This is a genomic window from Bradyrhizobium sp. 25ACV, assembly GCF_054863005.1.
In genome coordinates this window covers 237795-261926 of record NZ_JAVAYO010000012.1, presented here as the reverse complement: position 1 = coordinate 261926, position 24132 = coordinate 237795, and the positions used below count along the sequence as shown (strand labels likewise).

The following is a 24132-nucleotide window of genomic DNA, read 5'->3' as shown; positions in this document are numbered from 1 at the left end:
GACAGCTTTGCGAGCGTTCTCTCCCATGCGGCCCAGTCAGGCCACGACGTCGTGATCGCGACGGGGAGCGACACCCTTACGCTGAAGAACACGCAGCTCGACAAGCTGAACAGCCACGACTTCCACTTCGCGTAGGAGACGGGTCAGCCGCACAAGCTGATACTCAACAACTGCCTCGGGGGATCGCTTGGGGATCCCCCGACAAAGGCATCATTAAAGGGCAGGTGTCATGACTGACGTTGGACGGCGGGGGATGATTCCCCCGCCTGCGAATCTTTATCGAATCCCCATTATGCATTTGTCAGGTCTATGGTCGGCCGGCCGCCGGCTGGCGAACGAGGCCGAAGCGCCGACATCGCGGCTCGTCGGCTGGGCAAGGCGCGGGGTTGAAGCCCTTCGGCAACGGATATTCGTCGGCCGTTTCCGGTCGGCGGAGGACTATGAGGAACCGCACTCAGAGATGTCGGCATTTCTGCGGTCGTGCGGCCGGATATTCTGGGCGCTCGCGGCCTTCAGCGGGATGAGCAATCTCCTCATGCTCACCGGCTCATTCTTCATGCTGCAAGTCTATGACCGGGTGCTGCCCGGGCGCAGCATACCGACGCTGATCGCCTTGATGGTCCTGGCGGCGGTCCTCTACCTGTTTCAGGGTGGGCTCGACTTCGTCAGAAGCAGGATCAGCACGCGGGTCGGCCGGTACTTTGATGAACGGCTCGGCATTCGCATTTTCGACGCGCTTGTCCGCCTGCCCTTGAAGACCAGGGCCGATGGCGACGGCTTGCAGCCGGTGCGGGATCTTGATCAGGTCCGCAGCTTTCTTTCGAGCGGCGGGCCGACGGCGCTCTTCGATCTACCCTGGATGCCGATCTATCTCGGCGTTTGCTTCCTCTTTCACTTCTGGATTGGCGTCACTGCGCTGGTCGGCGCGTTGGTGTTGATCGGCATTACCATGCTCACGGAAACCAGGACCCGCGGGCCGGCAAAGGCGTCCTCGCGCCTCGCAGTCTCGCGAACGGCGCTCGCACTCGAGGGTCGACGAAATGCAGAGGTTCTGCAGGCCATGGGCATGCGGCAGCAGGCAGCGTTGCGGTGGCGCGATGTCAACGCGAAGTACCTCGCGGCTCATGAGCGGGCCAGCGACGTAGCAAACAGCCTCGGAGGCGCCTCCAAGATCTTCCGGGCAATCCTGCAGTCGCTGGTTCTTGCCGTTGGCGCAGTCCTTGTCATCAACCAGGAATCGACGGCCGGCATCATCATCGCCGGATCGATCCTCAGCGCGCGGGCGTTGGCGCCCGTCGAACTGGCCATTGCGAACTGGAAAGGGTTCGTCGCTGCGCGGCAGTCGGCACAACGGCTTGATGCTTTGCTGAAGCTTCTCCCCGGCGAGGAAGAACGGCTGGCATTGCCTCCTCCTGTTGAAGCTCTCACGGTCGAGAATCTCTTTATCGGCGCTCCTAACTCGGAGCGGCCTACCGTCAATGACGTGTCCTTCCAATTGCGGCGCGGGCAGGCGGTTGGAATCATTGGGCCGAGCGGATCCGGCAAATCGACGCTGGCACGTGCGCTGGTTGGGGTATGGCCGGGCATTCGAGGCCGGATACGGCTCGACAACGCCGCACTCGACCACTGGTCTTCTGACGCCCTCGGCAAGCACATCGGGTACATGCCTCAGGACGTGGAATTGTTCGACGGCAGCGTTGCGATGAACATCGCGCGGTTCGATCCGCAGGCGACCGCCGCCGCTGTTCTGGAGGCCGCGCATGCCGCGGGCGCGCACGATCTCATCCTTTCGTTTCCGGACGGCTACGGCACGAAGATCGGTGAGGGGGGATTGGCACTGTCGGCGGGGCAGCGGCAGCGCATCGGGCTCGCCCGCGCCTTCTACGGCAAACCATTCCTCGTGGTGCTCGATGAGCCCTCCTCCAATCTCGACGCCGAGGGCGAGGAGGCGCTGACCGAGGCGATCCTGAACGTGCGCCGTCGCGGCGGGATCGCCGTCGTGATCGCCCATCGTCCGAAGGCGCTTGAAGCCGTCGATCATGTCTTGTGCCTCGGGGAAGGCAGGGTTCAATCCTTCGGCAAGAGAGAGGAGGTCCTCAAGAAGGTCTTGCGAAATCCCGTGCCGCTCAAGGTGGTCGCGGAAGCTCAAGGAGGCAACCGATGAACGGCCAGTTGGTAGCGCCGGCGATGCAATCCATCCAGCGTTACATGATCGTCGGTATGATCATGTTGGGTCTGGTGACTTTTGGAATCGGCGGTTGGGCGACAACGAGCCAATTGTCGGGCGCGGTGATCGCCCAGGGCGTCGTCGTGGTGGATTCGAGCGTCAAGAAGGTGCAGCACGCCACGGGCGGGATCGTGGGTGAATTGCGCGTGCGCCAGGGCGATCGAGTCAATGCAGGCGACGTTCTGATCCGGCTCGACGAGACGCAGACGCTCGCGAATGCGACGATCGTCACGAACAGCATCGATGAGCTGCTCGCGCGCCAGTCTCGGCTCGAGGCCGAGCGCGATGGTGCCGAGCAGGTCGTGTTCCCCAAGCTGCTGCTCGACCGAGCCAAGGAGAGCAACTCCGAGGCGAGCCGTGCAATCGCTGCGGAGCGGAAGCTGTTCGACCTCCGACGTCAGGCAAGGAGCGGCCAAAAAGCGCAGTTGCAGGAGAAAGGTGCGCAGCTGGAGAATGAGATCAAAGGCTATACGGGACAGACCGAGGCCAAGCAGAAGGAAGTCGAATTCATCCGCCAGGAGCTGGAGGGCGTGCGCAGCCTCTGGCAGAAAAATCTGGTGCCGATCACGCGGCTCAACTCCCTAGAGCGCGACTCCGCCCGCATCGAAGGCGAGCGCAGCCAGCTCGCAGGAATGATCGCTCAGTCGAAGGGAAAAATCTCCGAAATCGGACTTCAGATCATTCAGATTGACCAGGACCTCCGAACGGAAGTTGGCAAGGACCTGATCGAAACGCGCTCAAAGCTTTCCGAACTAGGCGAGCGCAAGACTGCGGCGGTCGATCAATTGCATCGGATCGATATCAGGGCGCCGCAATCCGGCCGCGTCCATGAGCTCAGCGTCCACACGGTCGGAGGCGTAATCTCTCCCGGCGAGCAAATCATGCTGATCGTTCCTGATGCGGACTCGCTTGCGGTCGAGGTCAAGATCCCACCGAAGGATATCGACCAGGTCTATGTGGGGCAGACCGCGACGATGCGCTTTGCAGCGTTCAACCAGAAGACCACGCCCGAAATCGACGGCGAGGTCAGCATGGTCTCGGCAGATATCACGCAGGATCAGCGCGCCGGCACGAGTTACTACACGGGCCGTATCCTGCTGAAGCCGGAGGAGCTGGCGAAGCTCGGCTCCGCCAAGCTGCTGCCAGGAATGCCGGTCGAGGTCTTCATCAAGACGGCTGGTCGGACCGCGCTGTCCTATCTGCTCAAGCCCTTGCACGATCAAGCGGAGCGTGCATTCAAGGAGCGCTGAGTCTCGGTGCAAGCCGTGGGCAGCGCTTGACGAAACGCACGCGGGCTGGCGCCCTATACCTGGGCGTCAGCGTCGCTGCGACCACCCGCGCAGTAGATCGCGCGCCCGCCGACCGATCGGCCGCGGCGGGTGCCTGTCACGCCGCGCTGAGATCACGGGTTGTTCAAGCGATCGCCCGCTCAGCACGTCCATCCGCTTGGCGCGCAGGGCCATCGCGACGACGAAGCCGAGTATTGAAGCTTCAGCTCCCACAATGACAAGCAACTCAATTGGCATATGAAATCAGTCCTGCCTGCGAGGGCTGTTTTTTGCGATTTGAGCATGGCAGCCAATTAAATCAATAAAATGATGTACGGGCCTAATCCGTCCGTCTCGCTCTGGGGCGGCCACGCATGTTCCCTGTGACTGGGCTTCGCACGGCCTGGATGAAAAAGGCCTGTCTGATCGGGGTTTTTCGATCCATCCGAGTTCCTGGCTTGCAAGCGTAGCCGGCCTGATCGTGTCCGCCGCGGTTAAATGCAGATAATAGTTCATTTAAATCTTGCGAATTAAATTATAATATATAATTTAATAATGATGGGGTTGCGGCCTGCAGCGTTCGGCTGGGTCACGCCGCGGCCCGCGTCGATTTGGCATTTGCAGGAGAGCGGCAGGTGCAACGAACCTCAGGCTCGATCATCGCGTCAGCCATCGTGATCATTATCGGGGGCGTTCAATGGGCGGGTGCGGCATTGCCGGCCGTGCCGAGGGCCCCGCAAGCGGACCCTGCGCGCATCGAGCTGGGGCGTCCGGCTCTTCCGCCTCTCACTTACACCGCGTTTTGCCTGCGCTATGAGGCCGAATGCCGCCCGCGACGCTTCTTCCGCGGCGGGCCGATCCGATTGACCGGGAAGCGATGGGCGGAATTGCGGGAGGTCAATCGCGCGATCAATCTGGCGATAGAGCCCGCCCGCAACGAGCTTGGTCTTGCGGGCGAGGCGTGGACCATTAACCCCGCACGTGGCGATTGCAACGATTACGCGGTGAGCAAGCGCCACGAGCTGCTTCGGCGCGGTTGGCCGGCGCGTGTCCTGCTATTGAGCGAAGTCGTCGTCAGTTCCGGCGAACATCATCTGGTGCTCCTCGTGCGGACCAGAAGCGGCGATCTCGTCCTCGACAATCTCACGCCACAGGTCAAGCCCTGGTCGCGCACGCCCTATCGCTGGGTTCGCGTGCAAAGCCCGGGGCGTGACGGGCTATGGGTCACCATTGGACGAGAAGGGGTGTGAGGTACTGACGAGAATGCCCTGAGCTTGGCCAGAGCGGTTGCGTTTACTCGTGAGCGCACTTGAGCCGCTCGAGCGAAGCGAGCCTGTCTTCAAGCGCGACGATCCGGCGAAAAAGATCGAGGCGCGACAACCCCAGGGTCGCGCGCGTCGATCCGATGACAGAAGCGGCAGCACAGGGTTGCTCGGTGTTGGGAGGAAGGACGCTGAACATGCGCAGGACGCCGTCGCCGGTCAGCACATCCACCCAGCCCTCGGAAGGTGACCGTCCTACGATCCGGCCTGGTACGCGGCCAATATAGCAGGGAGCATCAAGCCGCGGCGACGCGTTGGTGATGATGAGCCGCTGCCCGTCAAGGTGGCTGAAGGCGCCGGGAAATGGCGGTGTTAAGCCGCGGATCAGCCGATCGATGGTGTCGGTAGGCTGGCGCCAGTCGATCTCTCCATCTTCCGGAACACGGGCGCAGCCATAGGAGGCGTTGTCGGTATCTTGAGAAGTGCCTTGGTAGCCGGTGATCGCTCGTACGACGACCCCGCCGAGCTCACGTTCCTGAATCGCGTTGAGGCGCTCGTAGAGCGAAGTGACCGTGTCATTCGCGCCGATCGGAATGGCCTGCTGAAACAGCAGATTGCCGCCATCAAGTTCCGGGATGACGAGGTGAATGCTGATCCCGGCGGTCGTCTCGCCGTTGATGATTGCCCAATTGACGTTGGCGCGGCCACGATAATGCGGCAGAAGCGAATAGTGCACGTTGACGAAGCGACACAATCCAAGAATCTGCGGCGGGATGATCCGATCGAACGAAGAGATCACAACGGCCGCCGGGCGCAGCTCTGCGATCATTTTCTGAAGCTGGTTCAGGTCCTGCATTGCCGCGACCGGGATGCCGCGGTTGTTGGCAAATGCCCTCAACGCGCTCGTGTCGGGCTGGTCCGGTCTCCGGAATATCTGGACCACGCGGCAGTGCGCAGCCAACGAGCGCAGCGCTGCGAAGCCCGTCGGTCCGTCCGCGAGGAGCACGACATCGGGCTGCAGCTGCTCCGTCATGTCACCTCCGGCCATGGTACGAGCTGGGCGAAACCGTCCTCTGTGACGGCACCGCCCCGGCGGACCCACTCGGCCGCGCGCAAGCCGCCGGTCTGCAATCGTATGATCGGCTCGGGGCCGATCTCCGACAGCAGAATGCCCATATGGCCCTGTCCGACCGATTGTGGGGGCCAGACCGCAAGACCATTGTCGGCCAGCACGGCTCGATCGATGTCGCCCCAGAACTGCACCACAACGGCGCCGTCGGGCGCGCATGCGGCCAGATGCGCAGCCTCCGCTCGGCCGATGCGCGGCGAGTCCGTTGGCTGCAACGCGACCACGAAGACCTCCCATGCGCCGGGATGGACTGCCGCAACACTGTCGAACGTCTCGACGTTCGCCCCCAGGTTTGTCAGCCCGGTGTGTAGCGGGGCAAGGAAGTCATTGTCGCAGAGCAGGGCGATTTTGTTGCCGAGAACCGCCAGCCCGCAATCGTGCAACTGCTTCACGGCGAGCGGGCCAAGGAATGAGAAGACGTCGATGGCGGGGTGCCGCTCGTTGACGCCGACCACCGGGATTTTGCGTCGCGCGCACGCTTCGATATCCAGGTCCTCGCGACGAAACTCCCAGGCCTCGAACATCAAGGCAATCACGGCGTCGCCGCGCAACTGGTCGATCAGCGCAGCTGTAAGGGGGCGGAGGTGGCCGCTGTTGGTCACGATGTCGACGCTGTGAAGCACCTCGGGGCTGATCTTTTCCAGAATCTCGATGCGGTCAGCGACGCCAAGGGGGGCCGCGAGCTCCAAAGTCTCCCGTTTGGCATCAGACACCGTGCCGTGGCGGCTTGATCTGGCGAACGCGTAGACGTGCTTGGCTCCGGCCATTGCAGCCAGGACGGGGGTGACGGCATACGCGCCAGTCGCGGCTTCGGTCAGCACAGTCATTCCCGACATGTCCAGTCCCGTTTCAGCGACGGCGCGCTTCATCAACATTCGCAGTCGAACAGGCGAGAAGCCCGGCCGGCGAGGTGCTCTCGTATCCGCATCGTCAGATCGCAATTGTGCGACTGAGGCTCCGGTCGCGGTCATCGATAGGTCCCCCTGTTGCCGCTGGAAGACGGCGGCTTCAACGTGTTCTCGACCGGTGCGCCCTGGATATCCAATCGCGTGCCCCCCGGACCACGTTGTAGAGCGGATCGGGGACGAGCGCGCGCAAGTGATCCTGCCAGCTCATTCGCTCGATCAGTGGATTCTCGCCGGGGCGCGCTGCCCAATACCGCACGCGGCGTTCGCCCGATGCGACGACACGGCGCGTCGTCGTGTAGTAATAGGATGCGACGGAAAGGCGCATTCGGCCAGGGGGACAGGAGACCGGATCCGGCAGGCCATGGAGAGTGGCACCGTGCGTCTCCCAAAGGATCATGGTGTTGAAGCGCGGGAAGATGCGGGATCCGAGCGCTGACATGTCCGCAGGCCACAATTCGAGGCTGCCGCCGTAGGCATCGGGCCAATCACGATTGAGATAGATGAGTACATTGACCCGGTGGAACAACCCGGTCGTCGGGTGAACCTCGAAATCGCGGTGAATCTTCGTGAAGCCTCCTGGGGGCGTTCGATGAACTCCTGCAAATTTGTGCGTCGGATCGGAATGAAGCTCGCGAACTCCAGTGACTGCCGAAACGAATGCCCGGAAGCGAGTGCTGTCCAACAGGCTCAGCAGATGCTGAGTGGCCGGCCCCAATCCGTCCGATGTCTCCTGCTTCACCAGGCGATCGGTGGCCGTGGTAATCAGGCGGGCTTCCGGCAGGGCGGCGCATTCGGCCGCGACCATGTCCAACAGCTTCTCGGGAAAGGCATCATTGAGGACAACGTGCGGCCAAGGTCTTGCGGCGGCGTATTCGGCGCGCAGGGAGCTGGCTCGGGCAAAGAGGCCGCTCAACGAGTGAAGCTGGAAATCAACATGCAATTCCGCAGACTCCGGCTGCGGTGCTTGGGGCTGGGGCCCCAAGCCCGCCTTCAAATTAAATGTTATTATTAATTGGTTCTGGATTAAATGTCAAAATAAACCGGAAGCTGAATGCTTGAGCTCTAGCGCACCAGAGATTTCGATCTCCGGGCACCGCCGGCCAACGCAATCGTGATCTCCAGTCGCGCAATTCAAATCACGCGATTAACTTATTTAATTTGAGGGTCGACGATTTTGGGTCTACCTTGAGGATTGGGCTGGAATGCAGCAGGACGAGCCGATGACCCAACTCGACGCGGAAGGCGATGATCGTCGTGAGTTCTTGAAGACCTGCGGAAAATTCGCCGCGGTCACTCCTCCGACAGTGACGCTGTTGCTCTCCACTTCCCTGACCTCGGCCGCGATAGCCAGTTCAGGGGGGCGCATTGTGCGTGGCAACAATGGCTTCGGGAATGGCGGCGGTGACGGCACCCCCAACGGGAAAGAGGACGACAATCGGTAAATTCGGCGGCCCATTGGGCCGCCGCGGTGCGGCTGGGAATCAGCCGGTCCGGCGGCGTCTTTGTGCGGTCGAGCGGTCGATTAGGAGATCGGTCAGCTTCTTGCCAGCGCGCAGCTGCGCTTTCAGCCAGCGGGGCTGTTTGCCGCGGCCGGACCAGGTTTCGGACGGGTCCTTCGGGTTCTGGTATTTCGGCAGCACCGGCGGGTAGGGGCGGCGCGGACGCCCCCCGTTCGGGGACGAATCCGCGGTCCCCTCAATCTTGCGCAGCCGCTCTTCGAGCTTGACCTTTTCCGCGGTCATCCTGCGACTGAGAACGGTCGTGACCTCATCGTAAAGCCCCCACAGCTCGGCTGTGGTCAAGTTGACCCAGTCACTTTTCCCCATGGAAGCCGTCCCCAGCTACTTCCGAACCGAAACAGGAAGGGGCATTATCAGGTCATGGCAGGGTTGGGCAAGCGCGATCCGGGCGCGCGGCGGCGCTTGTGTGCAGCGCAATATTAGGTGCTAGCGGTTAAGACTGTATCTCCGACCGGGCTGTCGCTTCCTGAGCCCCCTCCGTCCGTGGGCCCGTCGCTTGGGCGCGAGCAATCGCTCCTCTGCTTTCAACACGCGATTACGTAAGTTCTGCAATTCTGTGAATTGAACGATGAGGGCCTTATGTGTTTGACGCAAAACTGCCGAAGAATACATGTGACCACCTACTCATTACCGACGACGAATCCGTGCTAATCATTGAAAAATTGCTGAACGACGAAATTCGGCCTCAAGCGCGGTACTGGGGGACTTCCGTCGGTGCTACACGGGCTACGATCAACCGCAGCCTTGTTCTGTCCTTGATTACCAGCCGTTGCTTTGATGAATAGTAATACTTTCTCTCCTCCCTTCCCGGAGCGGGCCTTCACGAACGGCCTCGCTTCAATGAAACTTCGCCGAATGTTAGATTTGAATCGTAAATGTCCCTATATATCGTTGGTAATATCCAGCTCTACTAAGTTAATTGGATGTTGACCATCATGGCAAACCTGGTCGATCGACCGCGTCGATGACATTTTTGGCGGGAATTGTCAGATCGTAGCTATCAAAAATTGTGTATGGAATCGCATTATTCCTCGCAGAATCCGCGGTTTCGAATTTCGCGTCGGGTACCGCATTCTTACGGTGCTGCACGCATTCTCTGGGCGAGTTACGATAGCGTAAGCCATCGAGCGTTGCCGCAAGGTGCCGTCTCAGACTTAGGACCCTGCGACGTTATTGACGGAGCTGACTGGATATAACTCGCGCGTTCTCAGAAGAAGGGTGGATTAAACGGCTGCAAGGGGGGTTGTTAGCAACAGGCAAGGGAAGCATGCGCCGTATCAGAATTGTCATAGCTGATCGTCACCCGATCGTCTTGCAAGGGATTAGGAGCGTTCTTGCGGCGCAGCGTGATTTTGTGGTCGTTGCTTCCTGCAGCGATGGCGCGAGCTGTATCGAGGCAATTCGATTTCTTGCGCCGGACGTGGCGCTTGTCGATGCTGCACTGCCCGACTTCAGTCGACAGCAGATACTCGCCCGTGCGAACGCCGTCGGCCCACGTGCTCCGATAATCTTCTTCACCGGTATTACGGCCGACAGTGAGTTACAAAGGTTGGCCTTGAACGACGCCTGCATCGTCCTCTCGAAGGATTCGGATGCGGAGATGCTGGTCGCAACCCTGCGGAAAGCTGCCCAGGGCCAAGCTGCGGCTTCGCCAAGCAACGGGCACGTCAGCGAGGCCCCCCCGGCCAGTGTGAAGCCTCTGACACAGCTGACTGACCGGGAGCGGCAGATCATGCGGCTCGTATCGGAGGGGCTATCGAACAAGGAGATTGGGCGTCGGTTGAATCTCGCCGACGGTACGATCAAGGTCCACCTTCACCATATCTTCCAGAAGCTGGAAATCAGCAATCGTACGGTTCTCGCGGCAATGGCGATCTCCCGAAGCGAGCTGCATGCAGCGCCAGGTGAGCCGGATTCCCTTGATCTGTTGCATCAGGATCCAGCCAGCGCGAACTGACGGGTACGTCTGGCGCGTCTTCGGCAGTATGCGCGAGGGGCGGCCTATCGCGGTGCCAGATGCTCAATCATGTTGAGGCAGGCCCCTTCGGCCTCGGCCAACGTTCGAAAGGGCGAGCCGCCAATCTTGATTGCGGCCTGGTTCTTGTGGAGCGGACGCCAACTCGCCAGGTAGCCGGAGCGTCCGTGAAAACCCGGACCTCCCGGGCTTTCGAAACTGATCACGAACGAGAAGCCGTGGCTGCTCGCACTCCAGATCTCCATGTCCCGGACGGACCGATTGAATTGCAGTGGCATCGCAATGATCCATTGTAGCCGAGCTCGCGCCCATTGGTTAAATTCGAGTTAACTAAATTAAATGCTCGAGCGCAACTCAAATTGGGTGCGTCGGCAAGGCGCGCGGGATAAATCGGAGGAAACACGGGAAATTGCCGGCTTTCTGTCCGGGGCACGCACGTTCAGTAACCTCTCACCAGGCAAAGAAAATTCATGGTTGAAAATCTATATTTAATATATAATAATGAAAAAATGGCGTTTTAAATCGAGGAGGACGCATCGTGACCCGGGACGGCAACGAAGATGACGACCGGAGGGCATTTTTGAAGACCTGCGGAAGATTTGCAGCCGTGACGCCCCCCGTCATGACGCTGCTTCTGTCCACCTCCCTGACCTCAAAAGCCATTGCACGTTCGGGGGGCCTGCACGGGGCGAGGCAAAGCGACAGCGGCCAGTCGTTCTTCGACAATGATCGGTCGTCCGCGGCAGGGCCGGGGAGCTCCGGCGGCGGATCATCGGGGGGTGGGGGAGCAGCTGGTGGTCGCCCTGCCGGATCTTCTCATGCCGGAGGGACATCCGGCGGCGGCGCTGGCGGTAGCGGCGGGGCCGGTGCTGGCGGAGGCAATGCAAAAGGGCCCTTCGCAACCGGCGGCGGCTCTGGAATTCCAAGTGCAGATGGTGGGGTCGATTGCGCAGACGAAGAGAACGAGGAAAAGCGCAGGGCCGATTGCCCCGGAGCTAGTACTCGAATTTCCAGCGCAACCCAATCCAGCCGGTAAGATCTTCTCAGCCCATGGGAGACCTATGGGCTGCCGTGCGGCCAAGCCAGGCTGGGCCTTGTGCTCCGACAGGGCAAACGCGAGGCCGTAAGCATATCTGGCCAGCCGAGCGGCCTGCCGGGAGACTCGGTCAGGAGGCGTGTCATGAATACCCGCATTCGAGCGGAGAATCCTGCGGCCCTTCTTCGAGAGCGTCTCGAAGCGCTTGTCGCCCGGCTCGCAGAACTCGAGAAGCTCAGAGACCGGGTAGGTCTCGAAGAGAATCGTCAGCGCAAGCTGCGAAAGGCGGACAGTCCCCCATGCCCGAGCTCGGACCACGGGCTGTCGTTCCAGCTTCGCACAGGCGAAACTCATGCCCGTGCTGCTCGGTTGCAATAAATCGCGGTGTAACGAGCGTCCCAAAGCGAATGGACGATCGAAACGGTGCGTGCGGATGGTTCGCGAAAGCGAACCGGCCTACGAGCCTGTCCCGGCTATTCGGCTACCTGGCGAACGGGAGGGGGGGCGCGCTGGAGCCCCAGGGATGAGCCCGACCGCGCCGTGCGAGACTATCCGATCGATTCTGCGGCTCATGACCTTGTAGCACTCGCATGCCACGGCTTCGAGCCGCGGCCGATCAATCTCGAGCTGGCCGCGCCGGCTGGATTTCAGTGCTCTTGACGCGCGCATTGCGCACACGACATGCGTGACCGTGGTGCGACGAACGCCGAGCAACTCCGACAATGTTTCTTGCGTCAGCGGGAGCAGGTCACCTTCATTCGCACGATCATGGATGTGAAGAAGCCAGCGCGCTAAGCGCGCTTCGACGGAATGCAGTGCATTGCAGGCCGCCACGTGCTGGAGTTGCGTCAACAACGACATCGTGAAGACCTGCACCATGGATGCGATTGCGGGGCTACGATGTTGGGCTGCCAGGAATTGCGCAGGCGAGATCTGCAGCGCGGCCCCGGATAGGCGGGCGACCGCGGTCGCAGGCGCGGCGGATGCGCCAAACGCTGACGTCAAACCCACGGCGCCCTCGTGCCCGATGATCGCCGTGGCAACTGTTTGCCCGTTCGGCAGCTCCGCGATCGTGGCGATGGCGCCGCTGAGGGGGAAGAGAAGATGTTCGATCCGATCGCCCGATCGGATGAGCACGGAATTGCGTTCGATCACGACTTTCCGGAGATGAGGCGCAAGCAAAGCAAAATCCGCTGGCGGCAACGCTGCTAACAAACGATTACCAATTCTAGTCGCATGGTCCATCATGGGATTGGCTCCCGACGGATACTCGGCACTAGATGTGAGCTACTCTGCGGCGTGCCAGCTCAACAGCAAGCCAACCGACCACCACAGATATGGTTCCCGTGATCAATGGCGAGCACGCGTGGCCTGACAATCGCATGCCGCGTCGTAGTAGTATTATCCGCGTTGAAGACGAATTCGGGTGGCATCGCTTCAAGCTGAAGCCGCATCTCCAGCGCCTTCACGCGCTCGCGCCGCATTGGCGGTGCAGTAAGCTGGGAAGCCTCCTTAACATCGACGAGTTGGCATTCTCACTCTGCAGGAGGCGTATCGTCCTTCGACATGCTTTCGGTAATGAGTGGCACGAAGGGCTCGCAACGACGCGTCCGTATGGAAACGCCGGCCTTGCCCCGCAAGGCCAACACGTGACCCGACGCGGGCCTGGATCGCGCCAGGGTCTAGTGGCACGGACTGCAGTCTAGCGCCTTGATCCTCCCGGTAACGTCAAACGATAAAAGCGCACTCATGACGCTACTCTTGGCGACGTACGAGATAATGGCCCCTCGTGCCAGGGATTGAGATCGTCCAACGTGCACGCCGGATATTTCTCGCCGGATATTCTTGGAGGCGATCAATCCAATAGGCACGAAGTGCCTCGTGGCCCGGTAATGGTCTTGACGCCCCCGCAGCCGCAGCGAACCACCGCGCCTTCGGCATACATTCCCAATATCGATGTCGCCCGCGCGGTAAGCATCGAGCCAGTCAGTCGCAACGGCCATCGGGTCAAATGATATATTTCTCACCCAAAATGCCATAAAACCTTGCGATTTTAAGTCATTTTTAGCCCGTCAAGCCTCTTTCCCTATTCTATTAATTGTATTTTAATAATCCCGCTTGGCGTCGGCCATATGCCGAAGTACATAGATGGCCGGGCCGAGGCAGAGTCGATGTTAGACGTATCTGTGAAGCAGAGACGGGTCCGCCTTCTGATCGTAGATCGACAACCGATCGTTCTACAGGGGCTGAAGTCGGTACTCGGGGCACAGCAGGACTTCGACATTGTCGCATCGTGCAGCGATGGGACAAAGTGTCTCGAAGCAATTCGGAATTTGACGCCCGACGTCACGCTTGTTGCTGACAACCTGCCAGATCTGACGGTCCCCGAGATCCTCGCGATTGCGAAAACTGAGAATCTCTCCACGCGCTTGGTGTTGTTTACCGAATCCGAAGCAGATCACGATCTAGCCGCCGCTATTGCTGCTGGCGCCTCCAGCGTAATCTCGAAGCATGCTTCCTCGGACACTATGCTACGATTACTGCGCCTGATGACAGAGCGCAGCGTATCGCGCGAGCAATCCGATCTCTTGCCAGCCGGCCAGGGAGCTGAGGGCGGCGGCAAAGTGGAAACGATGCTGGAGCTGTTGACGCACCGGGAACTTCAAATTGTACGACTAGTGTCAGAAGGAATGTCAAACAAGGAGATTGCGCGCCAGCTAAACGTTTCCCCAGGGACAGTCAAAGTACACCTATACAACATATTTCAGAAGCTTGAAATTACCAACAGAACTGTGCTCGCTACCCTCGCGTTGTTGCAGCGACCGTCGGGCTTCGGCCTGCTTGCCCTGGCGTTTCTGGCGGTCGCAATTGCGGACGAACTCAAGGCGTCGGAAGCGAACGACGTGGATCCGGATGACGACAGCGTCGGTCGCGCGGGAGAGCATGCCGAATATGAGCCCTGGAAACGAGCTATTCTCCGACACTTCGTAGTCTGGGAATCTGGCGAGACGCCCACACAGAGGGACTTCTTTGCCAAGGCGAACCTGGTCACGGACCCGGCGGCGGCAATAGAAGCGCTGCGCCCGGCTGAGCAATCCGTAGGCGCGAAACCGTGGAAAGACTACGGCCCTGTTGGATCGGGCACGCCCAATCTTCCTACGCCATTGCTGCGGGGAACCAGCGACGCACAGATCCGTGTTGACCCGGCCGCTGAACATCAGTTCCCGCGGCTTGCTTCCACTCCGACGTTGAAACACGAAGGGTATGGCACCTTCGCCACTCTGACCGCTGCGTTGATCTACGCACTGAACGACCCCCACCTTGCCGTGCAATCGCATGACCCGGGCAAAGCGACGATCGACAGCTTCGTGGTGGTCACCGGCGAGAATGCGACCACAAAACTGGCCGCGATAACCGATGCCGATACCAATGATGTAGACGGCTTTCCCCCGGCTTTCCCTTTGCACGATTTGCGCCTGCCTGCCGCGCTTGTGACCACCGGCAACGAACGCGTCGCTGGAGAGGGCGCTTCGAACCAAATGAGTCATGGTGCTGCGGACGACAGTCTGCAAGAACCCCATGGCTCACGGGGCTCTGGTCGCGATGCCGGTATTGGCGGAGATGGCCGCGATCAACTGATGGACGGCGACGTTGTCGAAAACGTTGTTCATCGCTCCCCGATCGATTCCAATTCGACCTCTTCCCAGTCTGGATTCGATTTCGCCTCTGGATCGAGCAGGATCAATCTTGCAGCTTTCGGAGCGCTTGCCTGGCTCCATATGACGGCAGCAAGCAAGTCCATACCGCCGCACACCCTCGCCTGGATCTACAATCCCGCAACCAACGAGACGATCGTCTACGTGAATCCGACCGATCGGAGTCTTGATGTCGGGGACCGGGGCCTGCTGGAAATCCATCTGCAGGGGATTGTCTCCATTGCGGAGTCGGATTTCGTCGGCCAGCCGGAAGGCGCGGCTGTCGCGATCACCCTGGAGCAGCTCGAAGCGCTGACATCGGCGACCGCAACCGAAGCTGTTCTGAGTGCGGACAGTGCCCATACGGTTATGGGGGCGAGCGAGAGCACGCTCGGGACCGCTGCAGTTTGGAACACTCTGGCCGACAACGGCTTGACGTTCGAATTCGGGCAGGCTCGGACCGGCTCGGGGGGAGCGACCAGGTTCAGAACCTTCACTAGCGATTCGGTGGGTACAACAGATGAGAGCGATAATGAGCCTGGTGGGTCGGCTCATGTATCACCGGTCGCGCTTTCTCATAGCACGACGGTCCCGGCAGTTGAAAATCACACATCGAAGAATGAGCCGATCAATGGCGGGGCTGGCTCTAGCCTCGCAGCGGGCGATAACTCACAGCACGGTTCGGAGCCAGGGTCTGCAAAGGCAGCGGAGTTGACCGAAGCCGGCGTCATGCGGGGGAATGGCGTCGGCAATGACAATGAGCCTCATCCCCCCGCTTCGGAGGCTTCGCGAGGGTCAGCGAAGACGGCAGAAGCAGATGGCGCGGAACGCGGCAATTCGGGGCACTCAGCCTCTGCAAGGCCACCGGAAGCAGCCGACCCTGGTGAGCCAGGCGTCGCAAAGGCCGGCAGCGCGGGCGGCGGTAACTCACAGCACCCTTCGGAGAAAGAGCACGCTTCGGAGAAAGGGTCTGCAAAGGCGGCAGCGGAGTTGACCGAAGCCGGCGTCATGCGGGAGAATGGCGTCGGCAATGACAATGAGCATCATCCCCCCGCTTCGGAGGCTTCGCGAGGGTCAGCGAAGACGGCAGAAGCAGATGGCGCGGAACGCGGCAATTCGGGGCACTCAGCCTCTGCAAGGCCACCGGAAGCAGCCGACCCTGGTGAGCCAGCCGTCGCAAAGGCCGGCAGCGCGGGCAGCGGTAACTCACAGCACGCTTCGGAAAAAGAGCACGCTTCGGAGAAAGGGTCTGCAAAGGCGGCAGCGGAGTTGACCGAAGCCGGCTTCATGCGGGGGAATGACGTCGGCAATGACAATGAGCATCATCCCCCCGCTTCGGAGGCTTCGCGAGGGTCGGCGAAGACGACAGACGCAGATGGCGTGGAACACGGCAATTCGGGGCACTCAACCTCTGCAAAGCCACCGGAAGCAGCCGACCCCGGTGAGCCAGGCCTCGGTAGCCTGGGCCGCGATAACTCGCAGCACAATTCGGAGCCAGGGTCTGCAAAGGCGGCAGTCACGGAGTTGGCTGAATCTGGTTCTGTGCAAGGGCACAGTCTCGGCAACGACAACGAGCATCATTTCCCGGCTTCGGATGCTTCGCCGGGTTCGGCGAAGACGGCAGACGCACATGGCGTGGAACGCGGCAATTCGGGGCACTCAACCTCTGCAAAATCACCGGAAGCAGCCGACCCTGAGCCAGGCCTCGGTAGCGCGGGCCGCGATAACTCACAGCACGATTCAGAGCCAGGGCCTGCAAAGGCGGCAGTCACAGAGTTGACCGAAGCTGGTTCTATGCAAGGGCACAATTTCGGCAACGACAACGAGCATCATTTCCCGGCTTCGGAAGCTTCGCCAGGTTCAGCGAAGACGGCTGAAGCAGATGGCGTGGAACGCGGAAATTCGAGGCACTCAAGTTTTTCAGACGCACCTGAAGCGGCTGAGATCGGTGAGCCGGGCATCGCAACGGCCGGTAGCGCGGGCAGCGGTCACTCACAGCACGTTTCAGAGCCAGGGCCTGCAATGGCGGCAGCCACGGAGTTGGCTGAAGCTGGCTTCGCACCGGGAAATGGCGCCGAGCATCGCGCTCCGGTTTTGGATGTTGCGGGCGCGTCAGCTGGGGAAGAGCCGACCGTCGTGGAGCATGGCAACGCCGGGCACAATTCGCACGGCTCTGAAGACGCACCTGAAGCAGCCGAGATGGTCGAACCGAGCGTCGCAAATGGCAGTAACGCCGGAAACTGGCCGCAGGCTGCGCAACCTGCTGCAACCGCGTTGGAACCCGTACAGCCGGCTAAAGTTGCCTCCGAGATTGGCGGCGCGGAATTGGCGTTTCGCTTCGATAGCTATGCGACTCCTCCCACATTCGGCGCGGTAGTCGAGCTTGGTAGCCCGCGCGGTCCGCACGTTTCGCCCGGTCAGGAAGAGGACCTCCACGTCATCGGCAAATCGATTCCTAATGCAATGGACGAACACGCGGTCGCCCCCGTTCATAACGTTCCGCATCACGCCGCGCCTCATGACTTCCTGATTTGAAGCGCTCCATCGTTATTAATCGATGCAATCTTCGTGATTCACGCAACCGACCTTCTTTGAAAGCTCAGACCAGTGCTCGAGAGCGGGCGCCGGCCTTACCGCCCGCTTCCTGAAAGACGGATCGTTCGTTCTAGCCCCGGCGCCCGAAGCCGCCGGACCACCGGAAGGCCGTGCTGCTGCTCTCGCGCGCTAATACTATGGTGTCGTTCAGGCGCGGCTGCGCGATGCTCTATGCCGGACCAACGGGGCGCGGCCGGGAAGCTATCGTATCGCGGCCCTGGTCTGGATCGCGCCGTCGGGGGCCGTAGCCAGGTTCGAACGACTTGGATCGGCAGGCACGGCCGAGCTGGACCGCGGCATCGACAGCGCGCTTCGACGGTTCAGTGTGGGTGCCCCGGTGCCCCCGGGCTTTGCACAGCCGGTATTGATCGTGGTCCTGCCGCAGGTCTCGGGCGTCACATGAGTTGTGGTGCGACGGTGTTACCGCAGGCGGCCGGAGGCGTGCGGTGACCGAGGCGTCCGTGGCGATGCTGCGCCGGCTGCTGCTCGACCGATATGACGATCTCAAGCGGAGCTTGACCCGCCGCCCTGCTGCGAGTGCTCACCGCCTGGGGAAGTCGGACTCGTCCTATCATGGAGAAGCACGGGCAGGCGATGATCAGGAAGAGTCTGCGGGATGGACCGGCACGGTGAAGTGAAAAGTCGCTCCGCGGGGCCGGGTAGGCGTCACCCACAAGCGCCCGGCATGAGCTTCGATAATCGAACGGCAGATGGACAATCCTACCCCGAGCCCGCTCGGCTTCGTCGTGTAAAAGGGGGTGAAGACGTGCTCGAGATTTTCCACTGCCAACCCCGGTCCCGAGTCCTGCACCTCGACAAGAACACGATCTGGGCTGGCCTCACCGGTGGTGATAAGCACCCTTCTCGCGTCGTCCGCCATGGTGCCCATTGCCTGGACTGCATTGACAATCAAATTAAGGACCACTTGCTGCAATTGGACACGATCGCCCTCCACAAGCGGTAAGCTGTCTGCAAGTTCTGTTTGTACCGAGACGCCGTTCTTCATCGCTTCGCCGCGGGTAAGCTCAATCACGTCCCGGATCGCTTCGTTAATATCCAAATTATCCTTCCGGGGCGGTGCTTTCTTGATGAGATCGCGAATTCGCTGGATGATGTCGCTGGCGAGCGCAGTATCGTTAATGACCCAGTCCAGTGATTGCCTGACCCTCTCGAGATCGGGCGGGTCTCTATCAAGGAACCGCGCGGCCGCACCAGCATTCATGGATGCTGCGGCGACCGGCTGGCTTACTTCGTGGGCGATCGAGGCCGTGAGTTCGCCCATGGTGGCGAGGCGGTTGGCATGCGCCAATTCCGTCTGCATCTCGCGCAGGGCCTCCGTGGCGAGCTTCTGTTCGGTGATGTGGCGTCCCACGCCGCGATAGCCGATGAACTGGCCGGACTCGTCGAAAACCGGCATCCCGGAGACGGAGACGTAGCGCTTGCGGCCGTCGGCCGTAGGGCGCGCGAGCTCGAAGTCACGGAACGGCAGGTGGGCATCGAGCGTCTCCCGATGCATGCGCCAAGCCTCCTCGTCGGGCTCCAAGTAGGGCACTTCCCAGCGCGTTTTACCAAGTTCAGAGCTCGATGTGGGGGCGTCAGCAACGGTTTCGGCGAACTCCTGGCGGATGAAGCGATGGTCCGCATCTGATTCCCAGTACACGTCGAAAGAGAACTGCACGAGAGTACGAAAACGCTCTTCGCTCTCCCGCAGAGCCTCTTCGGACCGCTTACGCTCCGTCAGGTCGACGACAAAGGAGACACCTTGGTCCCGTTGCTCGTCGAACGCAGCCATTCCGATCAAGACCGGCACGCGGCTTCCGTCCTTACGGAAATACTCCTTCTCGAACGGCTGTACTCTCCCCATCTTCTTGAGTTCCGGAATCCACCATCGTTCGTGCCGGTCGAGCCATTCCGGCGGTGTCAGGGCAGTCCAGAGTAGGCGACCAGAGGCGAGATCCTCACGGTCATAGCCGACGATGCGCAGAAACGCGTCATTGGCCTCCAGAATGGGACCTTCAAGCTCCCAGATGATGATCCCAATGATGTTGGCGTCGACAAGGCGGCGGATCTTCGCTTCGCGTTCTCTGACATCGCGGTACAGAGCCGCATTTTCCAGCGCGATTGCCGCTTGTGAGGCGAGAAGTTTTAGGACAGCGACTCTCGCGGGTGCGAAAACGTGGGGCGTCAGTGTATTCTCAAGGTAGAGCACCCCGATGAGCTTCCCATGGTGGATGAGAGGCAAGCAAAGAATGGAACGAGGCTTGCGCTGACTAAGGTAGGGGTCCGTAGCAAAAGGAGGTTGGCAGGCGGCATCCTCGAGAACAGCGCACTCTCTGGTCCGCATTACGTAATAGAGAACAGATTCCGGAACCAGAGCCTCGGTCACCGCTGCATCGCACAGTTCGACGGTCACTCTCTCGCCGGTTGTCGTGGCTTCCGCCTCGATGCGCGGCTCGTTGTTCTCGTGCGACAGGATCAACAGACCCCGTTCAGCGCCTGCTTGTTCAATGGCCGTGTGCATCAGCGTCTCGATGAGCTTTTCCAAGACCATCTCGCCTGATACCGCTTCAGACACCTTGATCACCGTAGTGAGGTCGAGATGCTCGACCGGCGCCCCGATGGTACTCATCGGGCCGGGCTCTGATCTCACCTCCTTGAGGTGCGGATGGATGTCCTCAAGTTGCCGCACCTTGCCGTCCGCCCCCCAACGAACATAGCAATCGCGCGCATTTTTCAGATAGATGCGAGCAAACTCTTCGAAGCCACGCGTGCCGTAAAAGCGGGCGGCCATTTCGTAAGCGAGTCCCTCGTGGTGGACGAAGCCGTTGCCGCGGGCGGAGCGGATGGCTTGTTCATAGAGACGCTCCGCGTCGAGCTCTCTGCCTTGGAGGCGGGCGATTTCTGCGCCGGCGAGGACAGCGCGACTCGCGAAACTCTCAGGGCAATTTTGCGCCCACAATTCGAGCTGCTGCTGGTGGACCGTCAGCGCTTCAAAGTGCCTTTGCTGTTCTTCAGGGGCGGCCAAATCCCAGCATGCAGCGTGGGCCAATGCTGCATAGAACTCGTATTCCGCCGTTTCGAATAGCTGAGGTGGTGACCACGGTAGGCTCCGAGCCCTGGCTGCGGCGGCAGCGGCCGACACATAGTCGCCGGCAAAGAAGCACGCTTGCAGCTTGCGTATCCAGTACCAGCTCTCAGGTAATGCGAGCGCCCGATCAGCAGCCAGATGCCGCTCGAACCGAAGCTCGTCGGACTGGTTGTCGTGAAGAGCGCCGAACCGCCGCGTCAGGCCACGCAGCATCCGGATGAGCCCGAGTTGCGGCTTTATGATGTCGCCGATCAGCGCAAATTTTGCCTTCTCGGTCAATCGCAATCCGTGCTCGGCTTCGCGTTGTGCGTCTGCAAGCGGATCGCCCGCAGCAAGGAAATTTGTATTCAGGCTGGCGCAGCTGAAGGCAGCGAACGTGATATCGCCACTGTTGCTCGCCGCCTCAAATGCGCGTCGAAACGCGTCTCGCGCGTGCCGGAGGGGCTTTGTCCATGAAAGGACAAGGTTGCCATAGTTCAGGTAGGTCCTCGCTTGAACGAGCGAAAATCCGCGCCGCTCGACCAGCTCAGTGCCGATACGGCTCAATCGAAGCCCCGCCTCATAGTCGTCGAAGCGCGCGCCGGCAATGGCGCCGAACATGACGTAGGGAACGCAGGAAGCATCGCTGTTCCCCCACTCCAGGCTGAAATCCACCGCTTTGATGACCACCAGCGAGCGAAGGTTCGTATCGGTGAAGAATGCAGGCGGCATGAGGGCCGTCAAAAGATCCAACATGGCCAGTGCGAGCGGGTCGGTCATCAGCGGCAGATCCAACACCTCCTCGATGGCTTGGTCTCCGAGGCGAGATCGGACGCGCTCGTATTCCTGTCGGACGCGATCATCGCTCGGGTGGGCCAGCCATCGAATCCCGAGTTGCTCCAGACAGCTAAGACCGGCGCCCACAGCGCGGTCCGGCTTGCTTAGCGCCGTATACAAATCCACCAGCCGGCGTGCGACGACTGCAAGGTCGGTTGCACTCGAGATTCGCGTCGTCAGTTCCTGTAAGCGCTGTTCCGCCTCAACGACAGCGCCGGTCACGAACTCGCATTCGGCGCGATGCAACTCGAGCGAAAAAGCAAGCCGCTGGAAGCTCTCCCAACGGTCGTGCGGTAACAATGCCGCACCAGTTACGGCGTAATTGAGCGATGCCGCGTAGGCCGCCGACGCCCGCGCGCGCAGGCTGGCCGTCAGATTGAGCTCCGCAAGCTGCACACGTTCATCTCGCGAGGTGATCAAGGCCGCGCCGCGGTTGAGCTGATTGACGATTGCGAAGATCGCCTTCTCGCGCTTCTCCCCGAATGTCTGCGCCAGCAATTGCCGCCCGATTCGCAGATGGAGCGCCGCGCGTTGATGCTCCGGGATCAGCGAATAGCAGGCTTCCTGTACGCGGTCGTGGACAAACCTGTAGGCGTCAGCCTGTTGCTCGATCAATTCCTGGCGGACCGCCTCCCAGAGCGCCGCATGAACCTGCTGCTCGGAGAGCCCGAGGACGACCTCGAGTGTCGTGGTTTCGGCGAAATTTCCGAGACAGGCCAACTCTCGCAGCGTGTTCTGTGTGTCAGCCGGCAGCTGTGCCAGCTTTGCGATCATCAAATCCACGACGTTGTCGGTGTGCCCCTTAGCGTGAATGCGATCCAGATCCCAGCACCAGCACCTCGCATCATGATCAAAGCGGACGAGGCCTTCTGCCGCAAGTACGTGGAGGAACTGATTCACGAAGAATGGATTGCCGGCCGTTTTGTCGTGGATCAAATGCGCGAGCGGCGCCGCATGCAGCAAATCGCAGCCTAGAGCATCAGAAATCAGGTGCGAAGTGTGTTCGCCGGCAAGCGGCGCGAGGATGATCTGTTGTATGTTTGCGCCAGCGTTCTGTATGGCTTCAAGCCGACGCCGTAACGGATGGGCGGCGGTGACCTCGTTGTCCCGAAAGGACCCGATCAGCATCAGGTATTGCAGATCGGTCCGGGTCAACAGATCCTCAATGAGATCCAACGTAGCGGCGTCGACCCATTGAAGATCGTCGAGGAAAAGTACCAACGGATGCTCGGAACGTGCGAATACCCCTATGAAGCGCCGCAGTACGTGATGAAAGCGGTTTTGTGCCTGCGGTGGCGGGAGATCAGGAACGGGAGGCTGCTCTCCTATGATCAGCCGCAATTCAGGAATCAGGTTGGCAACAAGCTGGCCATTTGCGCCCAGCGCATTTTGAAAGGCTTGGCGCCAGTTCGCGAGTTCGACGTCATTCTTGCTTAGAAGAGACCTCGCGAGGCTCCGAAATGCCTCGATCAGCATCGAATACGGAATATCGCGTTTGTACTGATCGAACTTGCCCGATGCGAACAGTCCGTGCGACGGAACAAGCCGATGATGGAGCTCATTGACCACCGAGGACTTGCCCACGCCGGAATAGCCGGAAACCAGCACCACTTCCGGAGCGCCGCTCTTGAGCATGCGGTCGAACGCGACCAGCAAGATTTCAATCTCGCGGTCTCTTCCATAGAGCTTTTCGGGGATCAGCAGTCGGTCGGGCGTGTCATATTGCCCGAGTGCAAAGTGTTCGATCCGACGTCCGGTTTCCCATTCATGCAGGCAGCGGCGTAGATCATGCTCAAGGCCCGGCGCGCTCTGATAACGTTCCTCGGCGGACTTGGCGAGCAGCTTGAGTACTACGGCCGAGATTGCAGTCGGTACAGTGCCCAGGCGCTCGTTAGGCGGTACGGGCTTTCGCGCGATGTGGCAATGTACCCACTCCATCGAACGTGCCGCGGTGAACGGCAACGAGCCAGTCAGCATTTGATAGAGCGTCACACCAAGCGAGTAGAGGTCGCTACGGAAATCGATCGAGCGGTTCATCCAGCCGGTCTGTTCGGGTGCCATGTAAGGCAGCGTGCCCACGATGAACTCGGGCGGCCCGGGCGTGCGTCGCTCGCGGACCAGGCGCGAAGCGATACCGAAGCCGGTGAACCGGATCCGTTCGTCGTCGCAGTTTACCAGTATATGCGCCGGTTTAACGTCCTTGTGAACGAGGCCGCGCTGATGCACCTTGTTCAAGGCGCTCGCGATCTCGATTGCTAGTCGCAAAAAGGGCTCGATGTCCATGGGCGCACCAAGCAACTGCTCGAGCGGCTGGCCGCCAGGATACTCAAGCAGTAGAACAGGGAGACCACCGTCGTACTCCAGCCCGAGCGGCCGCATTGCCCACGCGCCATCCAGCTGGTCCTTCAGTTCGAACTCGTGAGCGAGCCGATCGAGGATGCCGGACGAAGCGTGCTTCGCCTTGGGAAGTACCGCCAATACAACTCTGCAGGTGGTATCGGAATCCGGACACAAAGCCCGGCAAAAGATGCGGGCATCGTCCTCCCATAGCACTTGGAACCTGTTGTCCATGCGCGTCGAACCGAAAACGATGGGGTTCAACCGGAAGCCTCC

General features: G+C 60.6%; 13 protein-coding genes and 2 pseudogenes. 8 read left to right on the top strand and 7 right to left on the bottom strand.

All coding sequences use genetic code 11. From position 1 onward, the window contains the following. Window positions 1-229: 229 nt before the first annotated feature. The 3 genes from RAD04_RS26645 (at window position 230) to RAD04_RS26635 (ending at window position 4745) form a co-directional block, all read left to right on the top strand. Window positions 230-2164 (top strand): type I secretion system permease/ATPase, encoded by a 1935-nt coding sequence (locus RAD04_RS26645; RefSeq protein ID WP_461626148.1) that lies wholly within the window; start codon window positions 230-232, stop codon window positions 2162-2164. Next, complete coding sequence (locus RAD04_RS26640) at window positions 2161-3477, top strand: HlyD family type I secretion periplasmic adaptor subunit (protein WP_461626147.1); 1317 nt, start codon at window positions 2161-2163, stop codon at window positions 3475-3477. The genes RAD04_RS26645 and RAD04_RS26640 overlap by 4 nt, the downstream gene beginning before the upstream one ends. A gap of 653 nt (window positions 3478-4130) precedes the next feature. Continuing rightward, window positions 4131-4745, top strand: a complete 615-nt coding sequence (locus RAD04_RS26635; protein WP_461626146.1) for a transglutaminase-like cysteine peptidase — start codon at window positions 4131-4133, stop codon at window positions 4743-4745. A 43-nt stretch (window positions 4746-4788) separates the two neighbouring features. Here RAD04_RS26635 and RAD04_RS26630 read toward each other — a convergent pair whose 3' ends face one another. The 3 genes from RAD04_RS26630 to RAD04_RS26620 all read right to left on the bottom strand — a co-directional run bounded on the left by RAD04_RS26630 (window position 4789) and on the right by RAD04_RS26620 (window position 7734). Then, the gene (locus RAD04_RS26630; RefSeq protein ID WP_461626145.1) at window positions 4789-5790 is read right to left on the bottom strand and encodes a methionyl-tRNA formyltransferase; all 1002 of its coding nucleotides are present in this window, start codon (window positions 5788-5790) and stop codon (window positions 4789-4791) included. Further along, window positions 5787-6755: a hypothetical protein gene (locus tag RAD04_RS26625; protein ID WP_461626144.1), complete on the bottom strand. Its 969-nt coding sequence runs from the start codon at window positions 6753-6755 to the stop codon at window positions 5787-5789. Before RAD04_RS26625 ends, RAD04_RS26630 begins: the two co-directional genes overlap by 4 nt. Window positions 6756-6894: 139 nt before the next feature. Then, window positions 6895-7734 carry a 2OG-Fe(II) oxygenase gene (locus RAD04_RS26620; protein ID WP_461626143.1) on the bottom strand — a complete coding sequence of 280 codons (840 nt, stop codon included), beginning with the start codon at window positions 7732-7734 and terminating at the stop codon, window positions 6895-6897. A gap of 262 nt (window positions 7735-7996) precedes the next feature. Here RAD04_RS26620 and RAD04_RS26615 point away from each other — a divergent pair, with 262 nt between their 5' ends. Continuing rightward, a complete protein-coding gene (locus RAD04_RS26615) occupies window positions 7997-8236 on the top strand; it encodes a hypothetical protein (protein WP_461626142.1) in 240 nt (79 codons plus the stop codon). Between the two features lie 39 nt (window positions 8237-8275). On the opposite strand, the gene RAD04_RS26610 is transcribed toward RAD04_RS26615, so the two are convergent. Continuing rightward, window positions 8276-8596 carry an H-NS histone family protein gene (locus tag RAD04_RS26610; protein WP_461626141.1) on the bottom strand — a complete coding sequence of 107 codons (321 nt, stop codon included), beginning with the start codon at window positions 8594-8596 and terminating at the stop codon, window positions 8276-8278. 985 nt (window positions 8597-9581) lie between these two features. Here RAD04_RS26610 and RAD04_RS26605 point away from each other — a divergent pair. Then, window positions 9582-10271 (top strand): LuxR C-terminal-related transcriptional regulator, encoded by a 690-nt coding sequence (locus RAD04_RS26605; protein WP_461626140.1) that lies wholly within the window; start codon window positions 9582-9584, stop codon window positions 10269-10271. A gap of 44 nt (window positions 10272-10315) precedes the next feature. Here the strand turns inward: RAD04_RS26605 and RAD04_RS26600 are convergent, their stop codons facing one another. Beyond that, window positions 10316-10567, bottom strand: coding sequence for a hypothetical protein (locus tag RAD04_RS26600; RefSeq protein ID WP_461626139.1), 252 nt, complete (start codon window positions 10565-10567; stop codon window positions 10316-10318). A 257-nt stretch (window positions 10568-10824) separates the two neighbouring features. On the opposite strand from RAD04_RS26600, the pseudogene RAD04_RS26595 reads away from it, so the two are divergent. Next, a pseudogene (locus RAD04_RS26595) lies at window positions 10825-11133 on the top strand (hypothetical protein); the annotation flags it as partial. A gap of 648 nt (window positions 11134-11781) precedes the next feature. Here the strand turns inward: RAD04_RS26595 and RAD04_RS26590 are convergent. Beyond that, window positions 11782-12573 carry a Crp/Fnr family transcriptional regulator gene (locus RAD04_RS26590; protein WP_461626138.1) on the bottom strand — a complete coding sequence of 264 codons (792 nt, stop codon included), beginning with the start codon at window positions 12571-12573 and terminating at the stop codon, window positions 11782-11784. Between the two features lie 884 nt (window positions 12574-13457). Between RAD04_RS26590 and RAD04_RS26585 the strand changes: the two genes are divergently transcribed. Together RAD04_RS26585 and RAD04_RS26580 are read left to right on the top strand one after the other, a co-directional pair. Further along, a complete protein-coding gene (locus RAD04_RS26585) occupies window positions 13458-17555 on the top strand; it encodes a LuxR C-terminal-related transcriptional regulator (RefSeq protein WP_461626137.1) in 4098 nt (1365 codons plus the stop codon). A 205-nt stretch (window positions 17556-17760) separates the two neighbouring features. Then, window positions 17761-18018 (top strand): annotated as a pseudogene (locus tag RAD04_RS26580) (energy transducer TonB); the annotation flags it as partial. Window positions 18019-18213: 195 nt separating this feature from the next. Here RAD04_RS26580 and RAD04_RS26575 read toward each other — a convergent pair. Further along, on the bottom strand, window positions 18214-24090 hold the full coding sequence (locus RAD04_RS26575) for an ATP-binding sensor histidine kinase (protein ID WP_461626160.1): 5877 nt from the start codon (window positions 24088-24090) through the stop codon (window positions 18214-18216). Between the last annotated feature and the right edge of the window lie 42 nt (window positions 24091-24132).